Genomic DNA, 25850 nt, shown 5'->3' with positions numbered 1-25850 from the left:
GAGAAAGAAGTGACTAAAAAATTTTCATTTGTCAACATCATTTTCTTTGTAGTATTTGGTGTTCTTACAGGTGTGCTGTGGGCTTACCTGTGCCCGATCCCGCTGATTCCGGGCGCTGTTCATTTCAGAACATTCGCATTCATCATCGTGGTCATCGGCTATCTGTTCGGACCCGTAACCGGCTTCTTTGCAGGATATATCGGAACCATTGTATGGGCACTGCTTTCCGGAAACTTTATTCCGCTGCATTCCCCTCTGGCGGACGGCATCACAGTTGGCCTTTCCGCAGCGCTTCCGGCCCTCATCCATACGCACAATGGAAAGAAGGATCTGCTGAAGCTTATTGAGAATAAGGGAAAATTCATCGGCGTCAGCCTGTTCTGGAGCATCCTGTTCGGCGTGCTGATGATTCTGACCACAAGTATTTCCCTTTCTTATTTTACCGGTCTGGAATACACCTACTGCATCATCTGGATTGGTATCGCAGACGTAGTGCCGATCGCGCTGACACCTTTCGTTGTCCTGCTGCTGGCAAAGAGAATGAAAAATATAAGAAATATTGTACCTTATATCTAAAAATCCGGGTTAAGGAAAAATACGCGTAAAACATGGCCGTCTCTGACATTGTTGTCAGAGGCGGTTTCTTTGCTTACTCAGCCTGCCTGCCGAGCTGTCCATAAATATTCTGGGCGTCCAGAATATGGTAGGGGTCAGTCTGGTGATCTCCGGCAGCGCCTGCGGTGACAAGGATATATTCCCTGCCGTTGATAAGGGCGAGGCTGGCCAGGCACAGGCCGGCTTCGCTGGTGTAGCCGGTTTTTCCGCCCAGGATTTCACCGCCGGGGATGGATGCGCTGTCCAGGGACTGGAACATGGAGCTGACAAAGGTGATGCCGTCCGGGTGGATGTCGCTTGGGGAGGTGGTATAGCGGCTTGTGGTGAATACCTTACGGAATTCCTCATTGCCCAGGGCGTATGTAAGAAGAATGGAAAGATCCTCAGCAGTGGAGTACAGCCCCTCTTCATGCAGCCCGGTGGAATTGGCAAAGCGTGTATTTTTCATGCCAAGTTCTTCTGCCTTGCGGTTCATCAGGATTGTGAAGGCTTCCTCAGAGCCGGATATGGCGTTGGCAAAGGCCAGGCAGCATTCTGCGCCGGAGGGAAGAAGTATGCCGTAAAGCAGATCCCTGCCCTTTACGGACTCGCCGGGCTGGAAGCCCGCTACGGAGGCGTGTCTGAAATATAATTCAGAAAAAAGCTCCTCGGGAAGCCCTATCGGCTGATCCAGATCCGGTGTGTTTTCAATGGCCAGCAGTGCTGTCATTATTTTTGTCAGGGATGCGGGGTAAATGCGTTCCGATGCATTGCGGGATGCAAGTATGTCTCCGGAATCCAGTTCCTTCAGGATGGCACAGGGGCTGTACAGCGTGTCCATAGTTACGGCCGGAGAAGCAGCCTTCGTCTCTTCTGTGGAAATAAGGGAGGAGGGAGGAGCGTTGTAGCTTTCCATGCCGGAGCCGGTAAGGGCCGGAAGCAGGCAGAATTTAACCGCCGCGGCAAAAAGAAGGATAAAAATAAGGCTGACAAGTGCTGTGACCTTATGTGCCAGGCTCACCCTGTGCGATTTTTTTCTCCGCCTCCTGCGTCTGCGGGATGTATCCCTGTGGTTGTAATTGACCTCTCTCATAAGTATGGCTGCCTTTCTTCATGGATTACAGAAAAGTGTAAGGATTCTGATAACTGGACGCTTACAGGCATCTGCGCATTATTTGTAACCTCGATGGGACGGAACGGTTACTATGTTTATTGTAATGAGCAGATGCCTTTCGTGCTTTAACTTTCCATTGCTTTTTTCCTAAGCTTTCCTGAGAAAATATTAAGATTTTCTTATCAGCGGGGCAGGGTGACCCGGAAGGTGGTCAGCTCCTGCGCACTGTCTGCCGTAACCGTCCCGCCATGCAGTGTGATGATTTCCCGCGCGATGGAAAGTCCCGGGCCTGCGCCGCCGGTGTTGGTGGCACGGGCGTCATCCAGACGGAAGAATTTTTCAAAAATGGATTGAAGCTTTTGCGGCGGGATGGTTTTCCCCCGATTTCGGAACAATATGGCGACCTGGTCTGGCAGATATTCCGTCATGATTTCGATGGGCGTATCGGGATAGCTGTAATATACCGCATTTTTTAGAATATTGTTAAAGACTCTGGCCAGCTTCCCCGGGTCGCCGTACAGCCTGCTGTTTTCGTCCGCCAGCAGGCGGATGGTATTGCCATGGGCGGTAAGCACCGGATAGAATTCATCGGTGAGCTGGACGAGCAGGTAATAAAGATCAAAGGTTTCCTTCTCAAGGATGATCTGCTGCAGATAATAACGGGTGATTTCAAAAAATTCATTGATAAGTTTTTCCAGACGGTTGGCTTTGTCCAGAGCAATATGGATATAGCGGGCTTTTTGTTTTTCAGGCATATCGGGGGCTTCGTCCAGAAGGCTCAGGTAGCCTATGACAGAGGTGAGGGGGGGGTTCAGATCATGGGCAAGATAGGTGATCAGATCATTTTTTCTGGCTGCCTCCTCCTTCATGAGCTGTTCATGGCGCAGCATGGTGGTTTTTGTCTGTACAAGCTGCGTTGAAATGCCTGCATATTCCGGGGGGAAGATATCGTTTACATACTTTTCCTGCGCCATATAGCTGCGGATCATAGCGCCTGTTTCCTGCAGGGTGGCGCTGATCTTTTTGGCGGCGTAGAGCCGGGAAATGAGAAAAACAGAACCGATCCAGAGGATTACCAGGGCGCAAAACACCCGCAGCAAAAGGATTTTAAGCGAATACCAGTCTGGCTCCCGGACGATGCCTTCCTGACCCGCTTCGTTTAAATAGGTGCTTCTTGTGAACATATAATTCCGACTGAACCAGTCAAGAAAGCTGCCGTTGTATACCCTGTCCACCAGAAAATATAAAAGATAACAGAACAAAAGGCCGGCGATGACGGCATAGACGAATTTCAGGCCGGCAGAAAATTTACGATTCAATTTTATATCCGCACCCCCAGACTGTTTTGATATATTTGGGATCTTCAAAAGAATCCCCCATCTTTTCCCGCAGATGGCGGATATGGACAGTGATGGTATTGTTGCATTTGCTGTAATATTCGTCCTTCCAGATTTGGCGGAATAAATCCTCCGCGCTCACCACATTTCCTTTCTGGCGGCACAGGATGCAGAGAATGGAAAATTCCGTGGGCGTCAGGGAATGCGGTTTTTCATTCAGCGTACATTCATGGGTTTTGGCATTTAAAACAAGTCCGGAATGTGTGATCAGATCCTGGGGTTCCTCCGGCCCGGCTCCGGTATTGTAGAGTTTATAACGCCGCAGCTGCGCTTTTACCCGGGCAATGAGCTCCAGCGGGCGGAAGGGCTTGGTAATATAATCATCGGCCCCGAGGGTCAGGCCGTTTATTTTATCAATTTCTTCCCCTTTAGCCGTGAGCATTATCACCGGATAGGTATACTGTTCCCTGATTTCACGGCACAGCTGAAAGCCGTTCATTTCCGGCATCATTACATCCAGGATTGCCAGATCCAGCGCCTCCGAGCGGATGTATTCCAGCGCCTGCGCTGCCGAATAGAATTTGCGGACCTCATAATTTTCACTGCTAAGATACAGGGCCACAAGATCCGCGATCTCCTGTTCATCGTCCACTATCAATATTTTTTCACTCATGTAAATGCCCTCCCGTCTCAGTCTTAATATTATCAGAAAAAACGGTGTTGAAAATGATTATTTTATACTGAAATCATAGAAGAACACAGGAGGTACGATATGAATTATTATCAATTAAAGCCTATTGGAAAGGTAAAGAATGATGACAGTGGAGCATTTATCGAATTAGAGCCGGAATATATTCACGGACTGCAAGCATTGGGAGGATTTAGTCATATCAATGTAATGTGGTGGTTTAGTGATTGTGATAATCAGTCCGATAGAAACATATTACAAACCGAACAGCCCTATAAAAATGCACCGGCGGTAATGGGTGTTTTCGCCACAAGATCGCCCACCCGTCCGAATCCTATTGCTTTGACAACATCAGAAATTATCAGCATTGATTTTAGTAAGGGCATTATCCGGGTTACTTTTATTGACGCGAATGATAATACCCCCATACTGGATATTAAGCCTTATACACCGAGTTTTGACAGAGTAGAAGCACCCGGTGTTCCCGTTTGGTGCAGCGAATGGCCGAGAAGTACAGAAGCGTCTGGCTGCTTTAATTGGGAACAGGTATTCAATTTCTAAAGGAGATTTATGAAACTACAAGATTATGTTTTCAATAATCCGATACTTGAAACAGATAGGCTTTTATTACGTCCTTTGCAATATTATGATGTTGCCGATTTGAAAGAATGGTTGGACGACAAGTTATTATATCAATATTGGGGAAAGCGTCCCGGAAAAAGTGACTTAACCCCCGAATTGCTATTTCAAAAAAAGGAACAACCTACAAAGAGTTTCCATTGGGGAATTGTTCATAAAAAGGACAAGAAAGTAATTGGTGAGATGTGGGTATATCTCATTGAAAATGACCGTATGGCAAAAGTGGCTTTCCGGCTTTCTCCAATCTATCAAGGAAATGGTCTTATGGCAGAAGCCCTAACAGAAGTAGTGATTTCTGTTTTGAAAAAACGGAATTACAACGGCTATGGTCTGATGTTAATGTTCTAAATATCGCGCCATATAAAACGCTGGAAAAACAGGGTTTAAGCGAGAGGGACATATTCGGGACGGAAAAATGGTAAATACCTATTGCGATTACTATTTATATGGTATGACAAAAACAGATTTTATTGCCATAACTGATAAAAAGCTACTGCCCAACGGTAAATAAAAAAGACGTTGTTTCGGCGGCTGGATAAGTGTGTGCCCAAACAAAATAGAGTAGCCCCAAGCGGCGGTTTTGAAATAACAATCAAAACCGCCGTTTTCTTTATGAAAATAGGAATATGGTATGTGTGTTAAGTTGGCCTTTTTTAGAATACGGCGGTATCTTAGGAGGTATCGCCATGTTCTTTTATATTTGCTTTGCGCCACAAAATAGCTACTTATCAAAAAAAGCCCGTTCCTACCTACGGAGTATTGCGACTATCAAGAGGAACAGATATATCATCATATATGCCTTATTACATCATGCAGCATAACCGCCTGTTCAGTTTTACGCTGCACAGGCAGTTTTTGTTATAGCCCTCATTCCAAACGGAAAGGGGGTGAAAATGATGTTATCCAGAGAATACAGAGAGCGCATTGAACGCCGCTTTCACGCATTTTGCAAAGCCGTTTTGCACAATGAAGTCTGTAATTATTACAGGGAAAGGAAACAAAAAATACAGCATGAAATATCCTTTGAATACTTGCAAGAGAACACGCCTTTTGCGCCGCACAGCACAGATGAATATTTTGTATTACAGGATAAGCCGACAGATTTTACAGCTAACGGGCAAATCGTGACCGTTGATAGTGAAAAGTTAGCAAGAGCCTTGTTGCGCCTGTCGGAATGGCGGTGGGAAATTATCCTTATGCGCTATTATTTGCAATTAAGAAATAAGCAGATTGCGGCGTTATTGGGAAAGCCGCGCACAACGGTCAACTATCAGAAAAATACAGCCTTGAAACAGTTGCGGATAGAAATGGAGAAGATGAATGATGAGGAATAGCAAATACAACCTTGTTCCCTATGAAGTGATTGAAAGAGCAATTACAGGCGATACCGTCGCGCTCCTTGCAGTGCAGGAACGGCACAAAGCCTACAGAGGCAGACTAAGCGAAGGGAACGCCGATATGAAAGAACGATTAAATGCAAAGCTGCTCATGGCGGTTTTGACGTTCCGAATGGAGCATTAGCCGCCGCGTAAGTAGCAAAGCCATGAAAAACCGTCAAGGGTCAAGATGAACGGCTACGCCGCCCTTGACGGTTTTCCATGTCCTTGCTAAGGGGTAATCAAGAGGGCGCAAACGGATAGACTGCTTGCGCCCTCTCTAAATTATGGGATTTTCTGTTACGCAGTAGAGGTTAATTTCCCCTTGATTTATGCGGCTTTGCGGACACGATAAGGGCATGGGTAATGGTTTTATACTTGTACCCCTCAAAATGGCGTTCTACTGCGTAACAAATAGTTATTGGTAAATTGCAACGGGAATTACTTGGAGTGCTGGTCCTTTAACAACATCGCGAATTATATCGGGATTATCCAAGTTCTTAGGCATGTTCCTACGTTGTTCCCGATTTAGAGGCAATTTTTTTATATCCTCAAAAATTTCGTCCAACTTTATACTTTGTCCTTTAGCTATTTTTTTCTGTACCTTACAAAGCATATAGAATTGACCGACAAATTGAGATAGTTCACATTTAAAATAGTTTTCATCTAAACGTCCAACAAGAGGAAACATATTATCCTCAAAGGAAAAAACACACGAAACTCCATTTTCAGATTTCAATTTACCTAACGCAGAAAATCCATTTATTGCTTCTTCAGATTTTGCGTCAAGTATACTCTGCTGAGTAATTGTTTCAAACATTTCTGCAAGTGAACTGATTTTCTTCACAGTATCAGATAACTCTTTCATTTTTGAAAATCGTGGAGTTACTAACACCTCAATAAAATCATCTCTATTCAAATTAGTAAATTCTTCATCATTTAGTGCTTCATAATACTTCAATGGGGTATATTCATCTGCCGACAAATAGTTGAATAATTTATCAAATTTTGCTGCATCGCTGATATGTACTTTTCTTTCAAATTCTTCTGATGACTGTTTTTCGTATTTTCCATCCCCACTTACGCCAAAAGCACCTGCTTTCGCACCGGCAGTCTTTTGATTTGTTTCATTAAGCTTTTGGGTTTCTTCTTCGTATACATACCCATCAATCGCTGCAATATAATCATCAAGCAGCTTCTTGTTAATATAGTGGAAGTTACGCAATTTCATACCGATATTTACCGTCCTTTCTTAGCCTTTTTTAATTATAGCATAGATAAATCGACGTAACTATACAAAAAGTTTTATTTTTTGTATATGTCAAAGGAACTATCCGGCTTGCCACAAACAAAACGGGTGTATCATCTTATTTGACGATACGCCCGTTTGCCCTGCACCCTGTATGGCAGCTACCCTATTTCAGTTTGTTGGTCGATACTGTTTTATGCGTGGCTACCTTTGGGGCGGCGTTTTTTTGCGCGGCCGGAGCGAGTGCTTTTCTCCGGTAGAGCCATAAGGAGAAGAACAGCGCGATAAATTCCGTCACAGGGAAGGTGAGCCAGACGAAGGCAAGCCCTTTGTAATGGAAAAGCCAGGCCAGGGGCACCAGAAGGGCCACCTGGCGCAGCAGCGTAATGCTGATGCTGGAAATTCCCCGGTTGATTCCCTGAAAGTATACGGTGAACATAATGACAAAGGCCGCGGGAAGAAAGCTGACGGAAATAATGCGCAGGGCGGTGCTCCCGATATCCAGAATCTCTTTTTTCGTGGAGAAGATAGACAGCAGCTGCCCTGGCACAGCCATAAAAACAGCACAGCCTAAGATCATGACCGTAAGGGAAAACAGGATGGAACAACGGAGCGTCTGCCTGGCCCGGTTATAGTTTTTCGCTCCGAAATTGAAGCTGATTATTGGCAGAATTACCTGCTGCAGTCCCAACAGCGGGATGAAGAAAAAGGTCTGCAGCTTATAATAGATGCCAAGAACCGTGACGGCGTCCTCCGTAAATTGTTTCAGTATCAGATTCAGGCCGATTATATACAGGGTGTATAAGGACTGCATGATGATGGATGGCATTCCTTCCCGGTAAATGGCAAGACACACGTAAGGATCCGGGCGCAGGCCCCCTTTTGCCCGATGGGCAGCAACGTCTGGGGCAGCTGTATGTTCTCCGGGAATACCGGCGCTTTTTTCCCCAGAGCACATGCGCAGCACAGGAAAAAGAACGATCAGCATGGCGGCCCATTGACCGATTACCGTAGCGGCCGCCGCACCCTGGATGCCCATGGCGGGCAGCCCCAGCTTTCCGAAAATGAGGAGGGGATCCAGCACAACATTGATGAGAGCGCCGATGATTTGAGCGCACATGGGAAGAAGCATATTTCCTTTTGCCTGCAAAACCTTGGTACAGTTTGCCTCCAGGAACATCCCCAGGGAAAAGAGGAAGATAATCCGGGCATACTGCGTTGCATAAAGCCGGACAGAGGGCTGGCCGGAGGAGAAGCGGCAGTAGCTTTCCAGAAACAGTATGCCTGCGGCGGCAAAAAGAAGAAAATTGAAGATACCGAGACAGAAGCCGCTTCTTATCGTGTCATTCTGCGCTTCCTTTTCCCCTCTGCCGTCCATCCGGGATACCAGGATATTGATTCCGGTGCCGGTACCGGTGGCAATGGCGGTCATCAGCAGCTGCAGGGGAAAAATAAGGGACAGGGCCGTCAGCCCGTCAAAGGAGTATTGGGCCACAAAGTAGCTGTCCACAATATTGTAGACGGACTGGATCAGCAGGGCCAGCATGACGGGAGGGCATAATTTTAATAATAATTTCCATATGGGAGTCTGTTTCATAACGACACATCCTTTCTCTTTGCAAAGGATAAAGGATGGAGTTACTACACGGTCAAGAACTTTTTTGGAATATTTTTTCATTATTTCAGGAAACAGGCCTGCTGCCTTTTTTATGGCAGATCTGGCTTTCGTGTCAGGTGTGCTTTGACTTCACAGTAGAAATCATCAATGTAATCAAACAGCTGGAGCCCCAGCTCTTCCGCATAGACCGCGTCTGTTTCCCAGCCGTTTTCTTCAATCCAGCGAAGCAGCGGGCCGAAATCCGCGGCGCCGTCCCTGATATGTACGAAGCAGACCGCGTATTCCCCGGCGGGTAAGGTGTACAGGCTTTCAGGTTTGACATGGGTGTAGCTGCAGTCCGCAATTTTCAGATATTCTCTGTCTTTGAAAAAAATTCCGTTCTTCATCTGCTCCAAATCAAGGAAATATCCGTATTTGCGCTGAATGGTTTCTGCATACCGGAGTTCGTCCTTTGCTGCCTTCTGAAGGTTGGCATGATAATCGGGATCCTTTTTTCTTGCGCCGGTTATGAATTTTTCTTCCTCCAGCCATTTTTTCTCAACACGGTCCGAAAGGGTTCCGGCCGAAATCCGGATGTTTTCCTGCTTATACCAGGAAATGTCCCTGGCGACCTGCTGGTAGTATCTGCTCAACCGCAGGGCTTCGCTGCGGTAGTCCAGAAGCAGCTGGGTTATTTTGGCGTTATCATGAAGCTCCAGGATCTGTTTTACCTTTTCCAGGGGAATGCTTAATTTTCTGCAGGTGGTGATGATATCAAGCTGCCACAGATTAAAACGGGAGTAGTAACGGTACTGATTCTGTTCATCCACATAGTCGGGGACAAGAAGTCCCGTTTTGCTGTAAAAATGCAGCGTATCCTTGGGAATGCCGGTGATTTTGCTGACCTCGCCGATGAGATAATATCCTTCTTTCACAGAGAAACTCCTTTGCCTTTCTTTCTTTTCATTATCATAACGCAGAAAGTTCCGGCATACAATCATCGGATTCCTTTTCGCCGTCTTTTTCACTGCAATTTCCGTCCCGAAGCTCCTTCACAGCTTCCAGCTTGGCATAGAGGGTTTGTTCAAGGAATGTGACTCTGGTAAGCGTTTGAATGACGGAACAGTCAATTTCGAGTAAATCGTGTATGCTGTCAGCGATTTGGACCGCCTTCTGAAGCTTTTCACCTTCGGCGTTGAGAATATGGGACAGGGCGGCCTCGTTGAGCGCAATGGATTCCAGCAAACTGCAGAGGGAGGAGCAGCAGTTTTGGCATTCGCAGCAGTGTCTGCAGTTACATTTTCCGCCGCAATTACAGACAGGGGTGCAGCCGTCCTTACATTTACAGCTGCCTTTGCATCGGCAGCTGTGATTGCAGCAGGGGCTCTTACAACGGCAATCACATTTAGGCTTGCATTCATGTTTGCACTCACATTTATGGCTGCATTTATGTTCACTCTTTGGGGGGCATTTGCAGGGAGTGATATCGCAGACCTCAATTTTGCATCTTGGCACGCATATGGTATGGTCAGGCTTGGCGGCCAGGATAGACAGGATAATTGCTTTTCTGTCAGGCTCCGGGCAGGTATGGAAGGCAATATCTATTACCCGGCAGGCGGCGGGAAGGCTGGCGGATGTTACCAGCCGGCCCTGGAATGTGAAAAACTGGATAACCTGGTTTCCGCCGCTGGCACAGACTGTGGCATAGCAGGATAAAACCGACAGGACCGATGAGAACTGGATGTTGTCAGCCTCTTGAAGCGTACGGATAAACTGGCCGTTCTTTTTAAATTCGGCAACCGTATTGGTGAAAGCGGCGAGGAAGGTATTGGTCTGACGGTGATAGGAGACGGCAGTTATGCGTGGACAGCTGCCGTCCTGCGGACAGAGCCCGACCCTGCTTATTTCTTTCATTTCCCGGTCAAGTTTAAATAGTGTCTTTGCGGAGTCTTCGTTCCATGCCCAGAAACAATTCTCCTTATTATCATAGCTGATGGAAGTATAGGGCCTGCAGGTATCAATGAGGCAGCAGAGTATAAAATCCAGGCTGAATTTACAGATTTTAAGTTCTGAGGGCACAGTCAGGAAAAAATAATTTCCATCGAAGGCCATTCCTGTGTATTCTTTACAGCATTCCGGTGAAAAAGTGAGTGTGACATCCGGTATCAGCGTAGTATTCATTAAGTTTCTCCTGGTTAAGATTCAGCATTGTATTTTATCATATGCATTCCATGGGAGGAAGACCACACCGCCTTTGGGGCCAGGTAACAACGCACTTTTTTTTACATAAACTATAGCAGAGAAGAAGAAACAACCGGATACTGATGAATTCTCAATAATGATAAAAACGGAGGAAACGAATATGGGGATGCCCATTATAACGCCGGGGAACAGTACCTGTGAACAGGCGGTAACCAATTTAATTGAATCAGTTGCAATGCAGGAAAACGCATTGTCGCATATTTTAAATGCGGAAGGTGAGAAAATGCAGGCGATTATTTCCATGGAGGATGTCACCGCCGGACAGCTGTTGTCCATGAACCGCTCGGTGGACCAGATGGTAAATGCGGCCGCCAGACTGGAAATGATATTACAGGCCAAGGTGGAACTGGCCGGTCAGCTGTGCAGCCTTCCGGAAGATATCCTGACAGAGGAAGAGGGAGGTGGGTTATAGTATGGCTACCATATCAGGAAGAGTTATATTTGACAGAGACAGAAGCCTGACTGTATCCACCGGGGATTCAGGCATTGCCGGCATACCTGTTGTTCTGCAGAATACCGTGACGGGAGTACGGCTTACGGTGCTTACGGATGCCAATGGAAACTATTCTTTTATTAATGTACCAAACGGTAACTACAGAATTGTGGAAGCCTACGGCACGCCGGGCGGAGTGGCCTCACCGGGGAATTTTGCGGATGCACAGGCGGGCAGCATACCTGTGGGAACAAATCCGCCGATTGGCGCCGTAACGAATCCGCCTGCAGGGAGCACGAACCTGGATTCCCTTACTCCGGATACGCTGTTTGTAACGGTTGCCGGCGCGGATATCGGAAATCAGAATTTTTTCAACGGTCCGGTGATCTATACGCCCATTGAAGCAATTTTGGACGAATGCGCCGTTATTTCCGGGGAAAATCTGATTGACGCCGCCGACGGCGGTACCTTTGGCACTTTCCCGCCGGGCACGCCGGCAAATACGGGTGCGCCCACAGAGCCATATCCAGGCGTCACCCCGGATTTCACATATGTTCTGCCTGATCCGGAAAACTATACGCCGATTGGCGGAGAGTATACGGTGCAGAATATCATGAATAACGCGTTAAGCGAGGCAATAGGCGCCTGGTGGAGAATTGCGGATCATACGGCGGGCAATGAAACAGGAAGAATGATGGTGGTAAACGGTTCGGATCCCGGCGCAGTTTTCTTCCGGGACACTGTGACGGTGCAGGCGAATACAAATTATCTTTTTACCGCATGGATCCTGAATCTTTTTAAAGTGACAGGATACCCGAATCCGGAGCTTGGGGTACGCATCCTGAATCCGGAGGGAGATGTGTTATACAGCGCCACCCTGGGAGCCTTGATTCCGGTCAATACGAATGCGCCGGAATGGAAGCAGATAGGCACGGCGCTTAATTCAAGGAATAACACGAGCCTGACCGTTGAATTCCTCAGTGAAGGGCCGGAGGTTATAGGAAATGATTATGCGATTGATGACGTTTCCTTCAACGAGATACTTGTGAGGGAATTTATTCCAGTAAAAACTGCCAGTACATCAACCGCAAGCGTAGGTGAGGTTATCGATTATACGGTGACTCTTACAAACACCTGTTCCAATCCACTGACAGACGTATTTTTCAGGGATGCGGTTCCGGCAGGGCTGGTGTTTGTCCCGGGCAGCGTCCTTGTCAATGGAAATCAGGTACAGACAGCCAATCCCAATACGGGCTTCACGCTGCCGGATATTCCGGGAGGCGGGATGGCTACGGTCAGATTTTCCGTATTGGCAGAATCGATCCCGGCACAGAACCCGACGGTGAACAACGCCGGTATTTCTTACTCTTATACACCGGTGGAAGGGGGAATTCCCGGAGAATTTGAAGTGACGTCCAATGAAGTCCCGGTGCTGGTAGAAGGTATGCTGGCGGATGTTTCCGTAGTTAAAACGGCCTCTGGTTCTGCCAGGCCGGGAGAAGCGCTGACCTATACGGTTACGGTATCCAATGCGGGCCCTTCCGAGGCTGAAAATGTGGTGCTGACGGATCCGGTTCCCGGAAGCCTTACGGGTGTGGAATTTTCTTCGGACGGCGGGACTGTATTCAATCCCTGGACCGGAAGCCTGAACCTGGGCGTATTGGCCGCGGGAAGCTCCCGGACCATTCTCATCCGCGGGACCGTCATGGCGGAAGCTGCGGGAAGAATCGTCAATACGGCGCGTGTGGTCTCTTCCACACCGGATCCCCGGCCTGAAAACAATGTATCAACCGTTGTTTCAGGAATCCTGACTCCCAGATGCCAGGCGCTTGTGGATTTGGTAGGCTCCGTGGCTTTGCAGGAAGCGGCGCTGGCCCGGATTTTAAATGCGGAAGGAGAAAAGATGCAGGCGTTTATTGGGATAGAAGGGGTAACGACGGAGGAGCTGTTCCGGCTTAACAGGTCGGTGGCAAACCTGGTGGGAACCATTACCAGATATGAAAGCATTCTGCAAGCCAAGCTGCAGAATGTTTCCACACAGATGGAGGACTGTGCACTGACTGAGGAGATATAACAGGCAGAACCGGTTCCTTCCTTAAAACGATATTAATATGACATTTGCACAGAAAACCTGGTGTGCACCGTGCATTGACGCGGACTGCGCACCGGGTTTTTTGCGTCTACGAAGGCTGTCTTTGGGGCTGCGGTTTGTATCGTCTGCGCTTTTGTGATAAGATGAGACGTAAAGCCGGCGGAAACGGTTGGGTTTTGACTTATGGGCCGCAGACGGAGGGGCAGGAGAACAGGATGAAAAGGATTTTAATTATAGAGGATGATACGGATATCAATAATATGACAGCGGAATTCCTGCGGGAAAAGGGCTGCCTAGCGGAGCAGGCGTTTTCAGGAACGGAAGGAAGGCTTCTGTGGCAGATGAAGGAGTTTGACCTGCTGCTTTTGGACCTGATGCTTCCCGGCCTGCCGGGCGGGGAGCTGCTCAGGCAGATACGGGCAGCCAGCCGGATCCCGGTTATCGTGCTAACTGCTAAAAATTCCCTGGACGACAAGGTGGAGCTTCTGGGCGGCGGCGCAGATGATTATCTGACCAAGCCCTTTGAACTGGAGGAGCTTTGGGTGCGTATCCTGGTGCAGCTGCGACACCGTGGGAATGCGGGCGGGGAAAAGGAGCTTACCTTCAAAGACTGGACGATTGATCCGCAGGCCAGGATACTGACGGCCGGAGGAAAAGCGGTGGAGCTGACAGCCCATGAGCTGGGAATTGTGGAGCTTCTGATGCGGCATCCGAAAAAGGTTTTTACCAGGCAGGAGATTTATGAGGCTGTGTGGCAGCAGGATGCTTTTATTGAGGATAAGACGATCAATGTGCATGTGAGCAACATCCGGGCAAAGCTGCGCTCGGCAGGCGCCGGGGACTATATTTCCACTGTGTGGGGAATCGGATTTAAGCTGACAGAATAACATTTAATACTTTCTTTATCTTTTCTTTGCGATTTCTCTACCTGTTTCTGCGATAGTAGAGGTATCGTAATTGACGGCAGACTGGCAGTTATAGATAAATTTTCACATCAGCTGAGAAGGCGCCCGAAGGTTACGGGATATCAAAGAAGGAGGCAGCGGCAATGGAAGTGGTACAGACAAGGGCGCTTTCTAAAGTTTATGGGAAAAAAAGAGCGGTGGATGAATTGTCGATGACGGTCCATGAGGGTGACATTTACGGATTTATAGGAAAAAATGGAGCCGGAAAATCAACGGCGCTGAAGATGCTGTGTTCGCTGGCGGCTCCCACGTCGGGAGAGATTGCCATATTTGGAAGGCCGGTTACGGACAGCGTGTCCAGAAAAAGGACAGGGATCCTGATTGAAAGTCCCGGCATTTACCCCGGACTGGGCGCGGAAGATAATATGATGCAGAAGGCGGTCTGCCTGGGGTTGGTGGATGGAAAAAAGAAGGTGCGGGAGCTGCTTTCCCTGGTAGGCCTTTCCGATACCGGGAAAAAGAAAACGAAACAGTTTTCCATGGGCATGAAGCAGAGACTGGGAATCGCCATGGCCCTGCTGGGCAGTCCCGATCTGCTGATTCTGGACGAGCCGGTAAACGGTCTGGATCCGGAGGGGATAGTAAAGGTACGCGCGCTGCTTCAGACACTGAACCAGGAGAGGGGCATCACAATCCTGATCAGCTCGCATATCCTGGGTGAGCTGGGAAAGCTGGCGACCCGCTACGGGGTGATTCGGGATGGCAGGATGGTGCAGGAGATCACAGCGCAGCAGCTGGAAGAAAACTGCAGGGACTATCTGCATGTAAGGGTAAACCGGCCGAAGGAAGCGGCGGTGTGCCTGGAAAAGAAGCTGGGCCTGACCCAGTATGAGGTGCGTCCGGAGGGGCGGCTGCAGATTTACGGCAGCTGTGACGGCGGAGAGGTGAGCAATGCGCTCACGCAGGAGGGGATTGTGATACAGGAGCTGTACCGTCACCGGAGGGATACAGAAGAATATTTCCTGGAAATGATGGGAGGCGGAGAGAATGCTTAATATGCTGAGAATGGATCTTCGCCGTATGTTTCGTTCCAGAATGTTCTATATCGCTTTCCTCTGCCTGACTGCAGGAATCCTGATAATGATCATTATGCTTCACACAATAACGGATCCGGAGCTTCGTGAGCAGGCGATTGACGCGGGAATGAAATTCACCACCACGAATGATTCGGATTTCGATGAAATCAGGCAGATGTCGGAAACAGAGGCGCTCTGTTCCACTATTTACAGCGGCGGATTTTTCTTTGTTGCGCTTTATGTTGTTGCGGTTCTGTTTCTCTGTTCTGATTTCAGCAGCGGCTTTGCCAAAAACATTTTTTCCTATAATGGAGGACGATGGAGTTATTTCGCCGGCAAAATGATCTGCATGTCGGTGGTCTGCGCTGTCTGGATAGCCGGATCCATGTTGGTTTTCCGGGTAATATGCAGGATTTGCGGTATGTACTTTGCGCCGGATGAACCGGGCGTCTATGCGGCTTTTTTCCTGGGATATCTGTTAATCGGGGCGGCTTATATGGCGCAGGGCCTCTTCCTCAGCGTGATGTTCAGAAGCGAGGGCGCCGGGATTGCGGCGGCAATCGTCGTGCCGGGCGGGATTCTGATAGTTATGGTGGAATCAATGCTTGGAAACTGGGGGCTTTCCATTAATGATATGACGTTATATGGCTGTGTGCAGAATATGACAGGATATCTTGTACAGGGGGATTCCTTTATGAAAGGCGCTGTAGTGGCAGGCGTGTGGCTGGTAATCTGGTCGGCAGCCAGTCTCTGGCCGCTGTATAAAAAGGATATTTAGTAAGAAAAAATCGTAATAGTCCAACTGCCGGAACTATTACAGGAAAAGAATTGTTCCCTATAAGGAGGGCGCATGAACTGGATAATCATGGGACTGGGCGCGGCTTTGCTGCTGTCGCTCCTCCGGCTATGGCGTTGTGAAAGGCAGCTGAAGGACTGGGCGGAGCAGCTGGAGGAAACGGATGAAAACAGTAACCTGCGGTTGGGCACAAGTGTGCGCAGCCGCGCTTTCCTGCGCTGCTGCAGGGCAATGAACCATCGGCTGGAAAACGGGCAGCAGGCGCGGATACGCCTGGAAAATATGAGCAGGGAACTGAAATATACCGTATCCTGCGTCTCTCACGATATCTGCACTCCGCTGACAGGAGCGATGGGCTACCTGCAGCTTCTGGAAAACACTCCGGATGCTGCCAGGCAGAAGGAATACATCTCCATTATCCGCCGGAGGATGGAGGATTTGGAGGGACTGCTGGAGGAACTGTTCTTATTTTCCAAGCTGTCCAATGAAGAATACAGCATCGAATGCTCGGAAACAGCGCCGTTCCCCGTGCTCTGCGATGTGCTGGCAGGCTTCTATTACAGGCTTACGGCCGCGGGTGTGGAGCCGGCAGTGGAATTTGTGGAAGAGGAAAGAGGCGTCTGGGGATCGGAGGAAGCGCTGCGCCGGATTTTTTCCAACCTGCTGCAGAATGCGCTGCGTTACGGAAGCGGGCGGCTGGAAATTAAAAGACAGGGAAACCGGATCATGTTTACCAATCCCGTAAAACAGCCGGAAACACTGGATGCGGACCGGCTGTTTGACCGTTTTTACCGTTCGGATGCGGCAAGGCATACCGGCGGCGCCGGACTGGGGCTGGCCAGTGTGAAAGGGCTGATGGAGAAAATGGGAGGAAGCGCTGCCGCGGCGGTGGAAGCCGGGCAGCTGACAATTATCCTGGAATTCAAAGCCCCGGGAAATTTGTGATATTTGCCTTCCGGTACTGCCCGGGAGGCATTCCTGTATATTTGCGGAAGGCCCTGTTTAAGTGGAATTCGTCATAGAAGCCGAAATTGACAGCCACCGTCTGCAGCTTTGCCTCAGGATAATCCAGGAGGAACTGCTGGACCATATGCATTTTTTCTTCCATCTGGTATTGATAGAAGGTTTTTCCATATTGGAGCTGAAAACGCCGGTTCAGCGTCCTGGCGCAGATGCCAAGCAGATCCGAAAGCTCCCCCGCGGTAAAGAACTTCTGTGGATTTTGGGCCAGCAGGGAAACGGACCGCAGCAGTATTTCATCATGAAAATGCGCTTCCTGTCCGCAGCATTCCTCCAGCTCCAGAAGCAGCAGTTCAAACAGCGTGTCCAGTTTCCGGTCCCGCCGGGGCGCAGGCTCATGCCAGATGGAGACAAGCTCCTGAAACAGCAGTTTTACCCGCGGCCGGCCGCCACAGTGAATCAGAGGGGGAAGAAGCGCGCCTTCGGAGGGTGTTTCCTTGCCGCACTGGAAGGTATCCTTATGTCCGGCGCCGATATGGAAGTATATGGTCTGCGTCCCGGGGAGGCAGTCCCTGACGCCGAAGTGATGCTGTCCGGCGTGCAGTATGAGCACATCGTCGTTTTCCATGAAAAAGGCTTCCCTGCCCTGGAAGATTTCCCATTGTCCATTTAGCATATATACAAAATCGTGCTCCTGCATGACACGGTCCGGATGGAGACAGCCCTGGGCATAGTAAATATAGCTTGCCGCGCTGATTTTCCTGGGGGATCCGAAGCTGTAAAAGGGCATCCGCAATCACCTTCTTTTTTTAGTATGAGTCCATAATATACATTTTTATTCCTCTTTGTCAATGGACGTTGGCGGGAGGATTTTTTATACTATAGAAAACCGCGGCAGGACAGACAGGTCTGCGCCGTAAGGAATGGGAAAGGAAGAATGAAGGATGAAAAAATTAAATGTAGTGCTTGTGGGTCTGGGCTTTGGAGGGGCGTTTGTCCCGATTTATAAGGATCATCCCGCCGTAGGGAACATTGGGATTTTTGATACGGATACCGGGCGGATGGAGGAATTCGCCCGGACGCACGGCATTCAAAGGCAGTATCACAGCTTTGATGAAATACTGCGGGATAAGGAAGTGGATGCGGTTCATCTGGTAACGCCGATTCCGCTGCATGCAGAACAGACGGTGGCCGTACTGGATTCCGGAAAGCATTGTGCCTGCACCGTGCCGATGGCGACATCCCTGGAGGATCTGGAGCGGATTACCGCCGCGGTGAGAAGAAGCGGGAAAAAATATATGATGATGGAAACCACGCTTTATACCAGGCAGTTTTTCTATGCCAGGCAGATGCTGGAAAACGGGGAATTCGGTAAAATTCAGTTCCTGCGCGGCTCCCATTACCAGGATATGGCGAACTGGCCTTCCTACTGGATGGGGCTTCCCCCGATGTGGTACGGGACCCATGCCATCGCGCCCATGCGGGTTATGGCAGGATCGAGGATACAGAAGGTGCATTGCTTCGGCTCCGGCAACATGGAGGAATGGCTTACCAGACAGTACCAGAACCCGTATCCTGTGGAAACGGCAATCTTCTCCTTTGAAAACGGGCTGAAGGGGGAGGCTACGAGGACGCTGTTTGAAACGGCCAGGGTTTATCAGGAGGGTATGTTTATTTATGGCAGTGAAGCGAGCTTTGAATGGGGCTTTGCAGACGATGATGATCCGGTGATTACAACCGCACAGAGGGCGGAGGACGGAAGGAGAGGCGGAACCACGTCGGTGGAGGCGCGGGTGATGCCCAACTTTTATGAGATGCTGCCCAGGGAAATCCAGAAGCATACGGTCGGTGGCAATTATGATCCGCTCAATCCCCAGGATTCCCTTATCAGCGGCGCGGCGGGCGGCCATCACGGGTCGCATCCCCATCTGGTGAATGAATTCCTCAAAAGCATTCTGGAAGACAGGAAGCCTGCTGTGGATGAGGTGCTGGGAGGCAATATTACCGCGGCGGGAATCTGCGCGCATATTTCTGCCATGAAGGATGGGGCGGAGGTTGTGGTGCCGGAGTTTTAAAGCCGGAGTTTTATATGGTAAAATAGCAGTTGCAAATAACAATAATTTGACGTATGGTGCCGTAATTTTTTTACGGCACCATATTGCTGCTTTAGGAGAAAAAGGGTATACTGTGTGTGATTATCAGGTTTTAGGATAGAAGGTAGCTGATTAGTAAGATGATTATCTATGGCAGCAATGCGACCATAAAACAAATTTGGGAAAAATGTAAAGGAGAAAATCATGAGCGGAGTCGTAGGAAGCAGCACAGTGACACAGGTAGGATTTATTGTAAGAGACATTTATGAAACAAAAAAGAAATGGGCGCAGTTTCTCGGCGTAGAGGAACCACCGGCAGTGGAGGCGGGGGACTATGCGGTGACCCAGACCGAATACAAGGGACAGCCTGCGCCCGGCGCACAGAGTCTTCTGGCATTCTTTGATGTAGGGCCGGGACTGCAGCTGGAATTGATCCAGCCCAACGAAGAGCCTTCCACCTGGAGAGAATTCCTGGACAAGCACGGCGAAGGCGTACATCACCTGGCCTTTAACGTAAATGGTATGAATATGCAGCAGGCGGTGGTAAACTGTCAGGATTTTGGAATGACGCTGGAACAGAAGGGGGAATACGGCAGCGGAGACGGCAGGTATGCTTATCTGTCGGCTGAGAAGGATCTTAAGGTATTGATTGAGCTTCTGGAGAGTGATCACAAGTAAAATACCCACAGCGGCCGTCAAAAAGAACAAAGCGGGCAACGCATGTCCGTATTCCCATTGTTAAGGAAAGGGAAAACAAAAAAGAGGAGGGCAAATCATATGCGAATTGGATTATCTTCATCATTAAAGCATGATACCCCGTCACAATGGGCGGAGAAAATGAAAGGGCTGGGCTGTGGGGCAGTAGTGTTCCCGGTGGATTATACGGCGCCGGAGGAACTGATTGAGGCTTATGCAGGGGCGGCAAAAAAGGCCGGCCTTGTCATTGCGGAGGTGGGCGCCTGGTGCAATCCGGTGGCGCCGGCAGAAACAGAGCGCAGGGCGGCCATGGAGCGCTGCATCGGACAGCTGAAGCTGGCGGACAAAATAGGCGCCAACTGCTGTGTAAATATCGCCGGAAGCACAGGGAGCAGATGGGACGGCGCCTATAAGGAGAATTTCTCTGAAGAGCATTGGGAAAAGACGGTGAAATCCATCCAGGAGATCATCGATGCCGCTGCGCCGGTGAATACATACTATACGATTGAACCTATGCCCTGGATGGTGCCAAAGGATCCGGAGGAATATGAACGCCTGATTGCGGCTGTGGACAGAGAACGGTTTGCAGTGCACATGGATCTGGCAAACTGGATTACCAGTCCGGAAAAATATTTTAATAATGAAGACTTTATGGAAAAATGCTTCGATAAGCTGGGGAGCCATATCAAAAGCTGCCACATTAAGGACGTATGCCTTCAGGCGGAGTTTACCTTCCAGCTGAAGGAGACAGCCTGCGGGGAAGGAATTCTGAATCTGGAAAAATATGCCCGGCTGGCGGACAGAGTAAACCCGCAGATGCCCATGATCATTGAGCATCTCCATTCGGACGATGAATATCTGGAAAGCATCGCCTATCTGAAGGCAAGATTGGAAAAAGCCGGAATCCGTATGTGCAATTAAGCGCTCTGCGGAACCGTTATCATATTGAACTGCTGATATAAAGGGAGGACATCACCAATGGGAAAGTACTATCTGGACATGGAAAAATATAAACAGCTGGCCCGCCAGGCTGTGGCGGAGGGCTGCGTTCTGTTGAAAAACGAGAACAACACGCTGCCGGTAAAGAAAGGGGAAACTGTTTCCGTATTCGGCAGAATACAGCTGAATTATTATAAAAGCGGCACCGGCTCAGGCGGGCTAGTAAATACCCGCTATGTGACAGGAATCCTGGATGCGCTGCGCCAGGAAAAGGAGATACACGTCAACGAAGAGCTGGCGGCAGTCTACGAAAAATGGTGCGAAGGGCACCCTTTTGATAAGGGAAAGGGATGGGGACAGGAGCCATGGTCCCAGGAAGAAATGCCTTTGCCGGACAATGTGGCAAAAAGAGCCGCTCAGATAAGCGACGTGGCTCTGGTTATCATCGGAAGGACCGCCGGAGAGGATCAGGATACCAAGGCTGAACCGGGAAGCTACCTGCTTACGGAAGAAGAGGAGGCCATGATCCGTACGGTAAGCAGACATTTTACCAGGACGGCGGTACTTTTGAATGTGGGAAATATCATTGATATGAAATGGGTGGAGACCTGTAAGCCCTCCGCTGTTCTTTATGTATGGCAGGGCGGAATGGAGGGCGGCAGCGGCGTTGCCGACGTGCTGACCGGCAGGGTAAACCCCTGCGGCCGTCTGAGCGATACTATCGCCCGTTCCATAGAAGATTACCCGTCCTCCTCCTGCTTTGGCGATCAGTACAGGAATTTTTATACGGAAGACATCTACGTGGGATACCGTTATTTTGAAACAACAGCCAAAGACAAAGTGCTTTACCCGTTCGGATTTGGATTGTCCTATACACATTTTTCCATGAAAACACTGGAATTTGCAGAGGACAGCGATTCCGTATCCTTAAAAATAGCAGTTGCGAATGAAGGAGAATTTCCCGGCCGCCAGGTAGTGCAGGTCTATGTTAACCCGCCCCAGGGAGTTCTGGGGAAGCCGCTGCGCAGCCTGGCCTCGTTTGCCAAGACCAGGGTGCTTATGCCGGGAGAAAAAGAGGAGCTTCCGTTTACTATATGGAAAAAGGAATTGGCTTCCTATGATGACAGCGGCGCGACGGGACATAAATCCTGTTATGTCTTAGAGGAAGGCGCTTACCGCTTTTTTGCGGGAGAGGATGTGAGAAGCGCCGCTTTATGCGGCTCCTTTACGCAGCCGGAGCTGAAGGTGACACAGCAGCTTGAGGAAGCGCTGGCGCCTGTGACTCCGTTTTTCCGCTTGAAGCCGGAGGCTGTCTGCGATAAAAAGACTGCGGAAGAGGCTGATGATTCCCTGGAACTGGAAATGGAAAAGGAGGCTGTGCCCCTGCGCACCATAAGCCTTGTGGACCGGATTCGGGAAAACAGGCCCGAAGCTGCGGCCTGCAGCGGCGATAAGGGCATTACCCTGGGAGATGTATATGATAAAAAGGCGGAACTGGACGAATTCCTTTCCCAGCTGACCGATGAGGATCTTGCCTGTATCGTGCGCGGGGAAGGAATGTGTTCCCCTAAGGTGACTCCGGGAACGGCAGGCGCCTTCGGCGGCGTGACGGACAGGCTGAAGGACTTCGGCATCCCGGTGGGCTGCTGTGCCGACGGCCCTTCCGGCATACGTATGGACTGCGGCACCCATGCCTTCAGCCTGCCCAACGGGACCTGCCTGGCCTGTACCTTTAATGAAGCGTTAGTGGAAGCCCTCTTTGAAATGGAAGGGCTGGAGCTGAGAAGAAACCGGGTGGATCTTCTTCTGGGGCCGGGAATGAATATCCACAGGAATCCGCTGAACGGAAGGAATTTCGAATATTTTTCAGAGGATCCCTATCTGACTGGGAAAATGGCGGCAGTCCAGCTGAAGGGCATGGGAAAAGCGGGCACCAGCGGAACGATCAAGCATTTCGCCGGAAATAACCAGGAATTTTCAAGGAATCTGGCGGATTCGGTGATTTCAGAAAGAGCGCTGCGTGAAATTTATCTGAGGGGCTTTGAGATTGCGGTGAAGGAAGGCGGGGCGATCTCCATTATGAGCACCTACGGCCCGGTGAACGGCCTGTGGACCGCCGGAAGCTATGACCTGCTGACCACGATCCTGCGGAAGGAATGGGGCTTTGACGGCCTGGTGATGACGGACTGGTGGGCGAAGATGAACGATGAGGGGCAGGATGGAGATACCCGCAACACGGCGGCCATGGTGCGCGGGCAGAACGATGTATACATGGTGGTATCAGACGCTGCGTCAAACAGCGCCCAGGACAATACCCTGGAAGGCCTGGCCGACGGCAGGATTACCAGAGGTGAGCTGCTGCGCAGCGCCCGGAATATCTGCAGCGTACTGATGCGTCTGCCTGTTATGGATCGGTTCCTCAACCGGATTTCAGAGGAAGAACTGAAGGAACAGAGGGAAAGCGCGGGAGAGGATGCACAGTTCCTGGATTTGAAATATCAGGAGGTGGATCGGGATACGCCGCTGGATATTTCAGGGATTTCCACGGAGAAGGGGGCTTCCTCCGTGCTGGGAGTGAAGCTTCTCCATCAGGGAATTTACGCCATTCAGATCAAAGCCAGATGTGATGCGGGCGAGCTGGCCCAGGTGCCCATGTCTATCTTTATGAACCATGGAGTGGTAATCACCTTTACCATCAACGGCACCCAGGGGGAATGGGTGGTACGCTCCTCAGATTTGGGAGAATTCCGTTTCCCGCACCAGTATCTGAAGTTTTATTTCGGCCAGTCAGGCCTGGAGCTGGGAGAAGTGAGAATGATTTTAAAGGAAGAACTGCAGTAACGGTTTGGACGTAAGAATACCGGAAGGAAGAGAATGTTTTATGATGAACCATAAATGCGGCTGCCAGGTCACGGATGCGGTGATATTTGATATGGACGGCGTGATAGTGGACAGTGAAATGCTGTATCTGAACTTACGCTGGCAGTTTGCCAGGGAGAAAAATCCGGAAGTGACGCTGGAAGAGCTGTATCCCACGGTGGGCCGCTCCTCGGAAGGCAGCTGGTCCCTTGTGGCGGAGGCGGTGCATAACGGAATGACCTGGCAGGAGCTTCTGGCGGAATACCGGAAAACCGTGGTATGCACCTATGCCTCGATTGATTTTGCAAGTGTGTTCCGCAGGGAAATACCGGGGGTGCTGGAGAGTCTGAAGCAGCGGGGAATCCGGCTGGCATTGGCCTCCTCCAACGGTCTTTCCATTGTGGAAAAAATCCTTACGGATAACGGCATACGCCCTTATTTCGAGGTGGTGGTCAGCGGAGAGAGCTTCCGGCGCAGTAAGCCGGATCCGGAAATTTATCTGCACACGGCTTCCTGCCTGGGAGTGGAGCCGCAGCGCTGTCTGGTGGCGGAGGATTCCACCGCAGGCATTACGGCGGCCCACCTGGCCGGGATGAGGGTCGCCGCGGTGGTGGATGACAGGTTTGGCTTTGACAGGTCGCTGGCAGATTATGAGGTGAAACAGATCTCAGATATTCTGCAGCTGGTCGAAGGGAAAACGGATGAAAAAACGGGTGGACAGGATAAATAGAAAAGCAGTAACGGTTCAGCCTGCTGAGCTGTTATCGAAAAAGGGCTGACGCATGGAGGCGGCAGACGGGAGGCGCTGTTGTTTTACAAGGCTGCGGAACATAAGGTAATTATAAAGGATACTGCCATGGATTATGTGGAATTCGGCTATGGCAGCAGGCCGCTCATAATTTTGCCCGGACTGGGCGACGGGTTGAGAACCGTTCACGGTCAGGCCGTCAATCTTGCTTTTTACTACAGGAAGATTGCCCCCTATTACCGGGTGTATATTTTCAGCAGAAAAAATAAGCTGGAAGAGGGTTGTACGACGAAGGATATGGCAGAGGATCTGTGGCTGGCGCTGGAACAGCTGCGTCCATGGAATACGGAAAAAATTTACCTCATGGGGATATCCCAGGGCGGTATGATTGCCCAGCATTTTACCATAGCCCATCCGGATATTGTGGAAAAACTTGTTCTGGGGGTGACTGCGTCCAGGCAGAACAAAATCCTGAAAAATGCTGTTACCGGGTGGATGGAGATGGCGGCAAAGGGCGATTACAGATCGCTGATGACAGATACAAGCGAGAAGACATATTCCCTGAAAACACTGAAAAAATACAGGCCTCTTTATCCGCTGCTGTGCAGGGTGGGAAAGCCGGAGGATTTCAGCCGGTTCCTCATCCAGGCGGAGTCCTGCCTCACCCATAATGCCTATGAAGAGCTTTCCGGGATAAGCTGCCCCGTCCTTATCCTGGGAGGAGGCGACGATAAAATTGTGGGGACAGATGCCGCGCCGGAAATGGCAGAAAAAATCAAGCAGTGTAAAATGAAAATTTATGAAGGACTGGGACATGGCGCTTATGATGAAACTGAGGATTTCAACCGCCAGGTCATGGATTTCCTGAATGAGACAGCTTTGGAGGAAAACGTATGAGAAGAAAAGACAGAGAAATTACGGAACCGGCCAAAATACGGGAGATTATTGAAGCCAGCCATTGCTGCAGGCTGGGTTTTTTTGACGGAAAAGAGGTTTACATTGTCCCTCTGAGCTTCGGTTATGAAGAAGAGGAGGGCAGGAGATTTTTCTATTTCCACAGCGCAAGGGAAGGCAGGAAAATCGATTTGATTTCGGCAGCGCCTTCTGTGGGGTTTGAACTGGATACGAATTATGAGCTTGTGGAAGGGGATCTGGCATGTAATCATTCCGCGCGTTTTCAGAGCGTAATCGGTACGGGCCGCGTCAGCTTTGTGGATGCAGCGGAGGAAAGAAAGGCGGCGCTGCAAAGCATCATGCGCCATAATACCGGCAGGGACGACTGGGAGTTTTCGGATGCGATGGCAGAAGCGGTGCGCATCCTCAGGCTGGACGTGACGGAGCTGTCCTGCAAGGAGCATCCGTAGAAGCTTTTGCCAGGCAGGCCGGAGCTGCTGCAC

At 49.9% G+C, this 25850-nt stretch carries 25 protein-coding genes and 1 pseudogene; 18 read left to right on the top strand and 8 right to left on the bottom strand.

Going from position 1 to position 25850, the window contains the following annotated elements:
• The first annotated feature begins 9 nt into the window (after positions 1–9).
• Positions 10–576, top strand: a complete 567-nt coding sequence (locus HMPREF1548_RS21375) for a hypothetical protein (RefSeq protein ID WP_021638665.1) — start codon at positions 10–12, stop codon at positions 574–576.
• Positions 577–649: 73 nt separating this feature from the next.
• On the opposite strand, the gene HMPREF1548_RS21370 is transcribed toward HMPREF1548_RS21375, so the two are convergent.
• From HMPREF1548_RS21370 to vanR, 3 genes and pseudogenes are all read right to left on the bottom strand, one after another.
• Entirely contained in the window at positions 650–1687 is a 1038-nt protein-coding gene (locus HMPREF1548_RS21370; protein WP_035323308.1) for a D-alanyl-D-alanine carboxypeptidase family protein, read from the bottom strand.
• 203 nt (positions 1688–1890) lie between these two features.
• Positions 1891–2607 (bottom strand): annotated as a pseudogene (locus tag HMPREF1548_RS31060) (sensor histidine kinase); the annotation flags it as partial.
• A gap of 409 nt (positions 2608–3016) precedes the next feature.
• Positions 3017–3718 carry a VanR-ABDEGLN family response regulator transcription factor gene (gene vanR / locus HMPREF1548_RS21360; RefSeq protein WP_021638661.1) on the bottom strand — a complete coding sequence of 234 codons (702 nt, stop codon included), beginning with the start codon at positions 3716–3718 and terminating at the stop codon, positions 3017–3019.
• A gap of 99 nt (positions 3719–3817) precedes the next feature.
• Here vanR and HMPREF1548_RS21355 point away from each other — a divergent pair, with 99 nt between their 5' ends.
• From HMPREF1548_RS21355 to HMPREF1548_RS21340, 4 genes are all read left to right on the top strand, one after another.
• Positions 3818–4294 carry an SAM-dependent methyltransferase gene (locus tag HMPREF1548_RS21355; RefSeq protein ID WP_021638660.1) on the top strand — a complete coding sequence of 159 codons (477 nt, stop codon included), beginning with the start codon at positions 3818–3820 and terminating at the stop codon, positions 4292–4294.
• A gap of 9 nt (positions 4295–4303) precedes the next feature.
• Positions 4304–4720, top strand: a complete 417-nt coding sequence (locus tag HMPREF1548_RS21350; RefSeq protein ID WP_021638659.1) for a GNAT family N-acetyltransferase — start codon at positions 4304–4306, stop codon at positions 4718–4720.
• Positions 4721–5265: 545 nt separating this feature from the next.
• Positions 5266–5706 carry an RNA polymerase sigma factor gene (locus HMPREF1548_RS21345; protein WP_021638657.1) on the top strand — a complete coding sequence of 147 codons (441 nt, stop codon included), beginning with the start codon at positions 5266–5268 and terminating at the stop codon, positions 5704–5706.
• Entirely contained in the window at positions 5693–5893 is a 201-nt protein-coding gene (locus HMPREF1548_RS21340) for a helix-turn-helix domain-containing protein (RefSeq protein ID WP_021638656.1), read from the top strand. Before HMPREF1548_RS21345 ends, HMPREF1548_RS21340 begins: the two co-directional genes overlap by 14 nt.
• 273 nt (positions 5894–6166) lie before the next feature.
• Here HMPREF1548_RS21340 and HMPREF1548_RS21335 read toward each other — a convergent pair whose 3' ends face one another.
• From HMPREF1548_RS21335 to HMPREF1548_RS30120, 4 genes are all read right to left on the bottom strand, one after another.
• Entirely contained in the window at positions 6167–6979 is an 813-nt protein-coding gene (locus tag HMPREF1548_RS21335; protein ID WP_021638655.1) for a DUF6414 family protein, read from the bottom strand.
• Positions 6980–7163: 184 nt separating this feature from the next.
• Positions 7164–8594: an MATE family efflux transporter gene (locus HMPREF1548_RS21330; protein ID WP_083493035.1), complete on the bottom strand. Its 1431-nt coding sequence runs from the start codon at positions 8592–8594 to the stop codon at positions 7164–7166.
• A gap of 110 nt (positions 8595–8704) precedes the next feature.
• Entirely contained in the window at positions 8705–9529 is an 825-nt protein-coding gene (locus tag HMPREF1548_RS21325; RefSeq protein ID WP_035323336.1) for a MerR family transcriptional regulator, read from the bottom strand.
• 34 nt (positions 9530–9563) lie between these two features.
• Entirely contained in the window at positions 9564–10775 is a 1212-nt protein-coding gene (locus HMPREF1548_RS30120; protein WP_021638652.1) for an alpha-helical endospore appendage domain-containing protein, read from the bottom strand.
• 181 nt (positions 10776–10956) lie between these two features.
• On the opposite strand from HMPREF1548_RS30120, the gene HMPREF1548_RS21315 reads away from it, so the two are divergent.
• The 6 genes from HMPREF1548_RS21315 (at position 10957) to HMPREF1548_RS21290 (ending at position 17103) form a co-directional block, all read left to right on the top strand.
• The gene (locus HMPREF1548_RS21315; RefSeq protein ID WP_025489548.1) at positions 10957–11268 is read left to right on the top strand and encodes an alpha-helical endospore appendage domain-containing protein; all 312 of its coding nucleotides are present in this window, start codon (positions 10957–10959) and stop codon (positions 11266–11268) included.
• 1 nt (position 11269) lies between these two features.
• Positions 11270–13363, top strand: a complete 2094-nt coding sequence (locus HMPREF1548_RS21310) for a DUF11 domain-containing protein (RefSeq protein WP_021638649.1) — start codon at positions 11270–11272, stop codon at positions 13361–13363.
• Positions 13364–13596: 233 nt separating this feature from the next.
• Positions 13597–14268 (top strand): response regulator transcription factor, encoded by a 672-nt coding sequence (locus tag HMPREF1548_RS21305; protein WP_035323300.1) that lies wholly within the window; start codon positions 13597–13599, stop codon positions 14266–14268.
• Positions 14269–14429: 161 nt separating this feature from the next.
• On the top strand, positions 14430–15341 hold the full coding sequence (locus tag HMPREF1548_RS21300; protein ID WP_021638647.1) for an ATP-binding cassette domain-containing protein: 912 nt from the start codon (positions 14430–14432) through the stop codon (positions 15339–15341).
• A complete protein-coding gene (locus HMPREF1548_RS21295; RefSeq protein ID WP_021638646.1) occupies positions 15334–16140 on the top strand; it encodes an ABC transporter permease in 807 nt (268 codons plus the stop codon). The genes HMPREF1548_RS21300 and HMPREF1548_RS21295 overlap by 8 nt, the downstream gene beginning before the upstream one ends.
• A 72-nt stretch (positions 16141–16212) precedes the next feature.
• Positions 16213–17103, top strand: coding sequence for a sensor histidine kinase (locus HMPREF1548_RS21290; RefSeq protein WP_021638645.1), 891 nt, complete (start codon positions 16213–16215; stop codon positions 17101–17103).
• On the opposite strand, the gene HMPREF1548_RS21285 is transcribed toward HMPREF1548_RS21290, so the two are convergent.
• Positions 17081–17908, bottom strand: coding sequence for a helix-turn-helix domain-containing protein (locus HMPREF1548_RS21285; protein WP_021638644.1), 828 nt, complete (start codon positions 17906–17908; stop codon positions 17081–17083). The genes HMPREF1548_RS21290 and HMPREF1548_RS21285 overlap by 23 nt on opposite strands.
• A 154-nt stretch (positions 17909–18062) precedes the next feature.
• Between HMPREF1548_RS21285 and HMPREF1548_RS21280 the strand changes: the two genes are divergently transcribed.
• From HMPREF1548_RS21280 to HMPREF1548_RS21250, 7 genes are all read left to right on the top strand, one after another.
• Positions 18063–19193 (top strand): Gfo/Idh/MocA family protein, encoded by a 1131-nt coding sequence (locus HMPREF1548_RS21280; RefSeq protein WP_021638643.1) that lies wholly within the window; start codon positions 18063–18065, stop codon positions 19191–19193.
• A 222-nt stretch (positions 19194–19415) separates the two neighbouring features.
• Positions 19416–19889: a VOC family protein gene (locus HMPREF1548_RS21275; RefSeq protein WP_021638641.1), complete on the top strand. Its 474-nt coding sequence runs from the start codon at positions 19416–19418 to the stop codon at positions 19887–19889.
• 99 nt (positions 19890–19988) lie between these two features.
• Positions 19989–20828 carry a sugar phosphate isomerase/epimerase family protein gene (locus HMPREF1548_RS21270; RefSeq protein ID WP_035323295.1) on the top strand — a complete coding sequence of 280 codons (840 nt, stop codon included), beginning with the start codon at positions 19989–19991 and terminating at the stop codon, positions 20826–20828.
• 57 nt (positions 20829–20885) lie between these two features.
• Positions 20886–23687, top strand: a complete 2802-nt coding sequence (locus tag HMPREF1548_RS21265) for a glycoside hydrolase family 3 protein (RefSeq protein ID WP_021638639.1) — start codon at positions 20886–20888, stop codon at positions 23685–23687.
• 40 nt (positions 23688–23727) lie between these two features.
• Positions 23728–24435, top strand: a complete 708-nt coding sequence (locus tag HMPREF1548_RS21260) for an HAD family hydrolase (protein WP_021638638.1) — start codon at positions 23728–23730, stop codon at positions 24433–24435.
• A 78-nt stretch (positions 24436–24513) separates the two neighbouring features.
• Complete coding sequence (locus HMPREF1548_RS21255) at positions 24514–25350, top strand: alpha/beta fold hydrolase (RefSeq protein ID WP_021638637.1); 837 nt, start codon at positions 24514–24516, stop codon at positions 25348–25350.
• On the top strand, positions 25347–25817 hold the full coding sequence (locus HMPREF1548_RS21250) for a pyridoxamine 5'-phosphate oxidase family protein (protein ID WP_021638636.1): 471 nt from the start codon (positions 25347–25349) through the stop codon (positions 25815–25817). Before HMPREF1548_RS21255 ends, HMPREF1548_RS21250 begins: the two co-directional genes overlap by 4 nt.
• The last annotated feature ends 33 nt before the right edge of the window (positions 25818–25850 follow it).

This window comes from Clostridium sp. KLE 1755, assembly GCF_000466465.2.
Taxonomy (GTDB): domain Bacteria; phylum Bacillota; class Clostridia; order Lachnospirales; family Lachnospiraceae; genus Eisenbergiella; species Eisenbergiella porci.
This window is presented reverse-complemented; position numbering and strand designations above follow the sequence as displayed.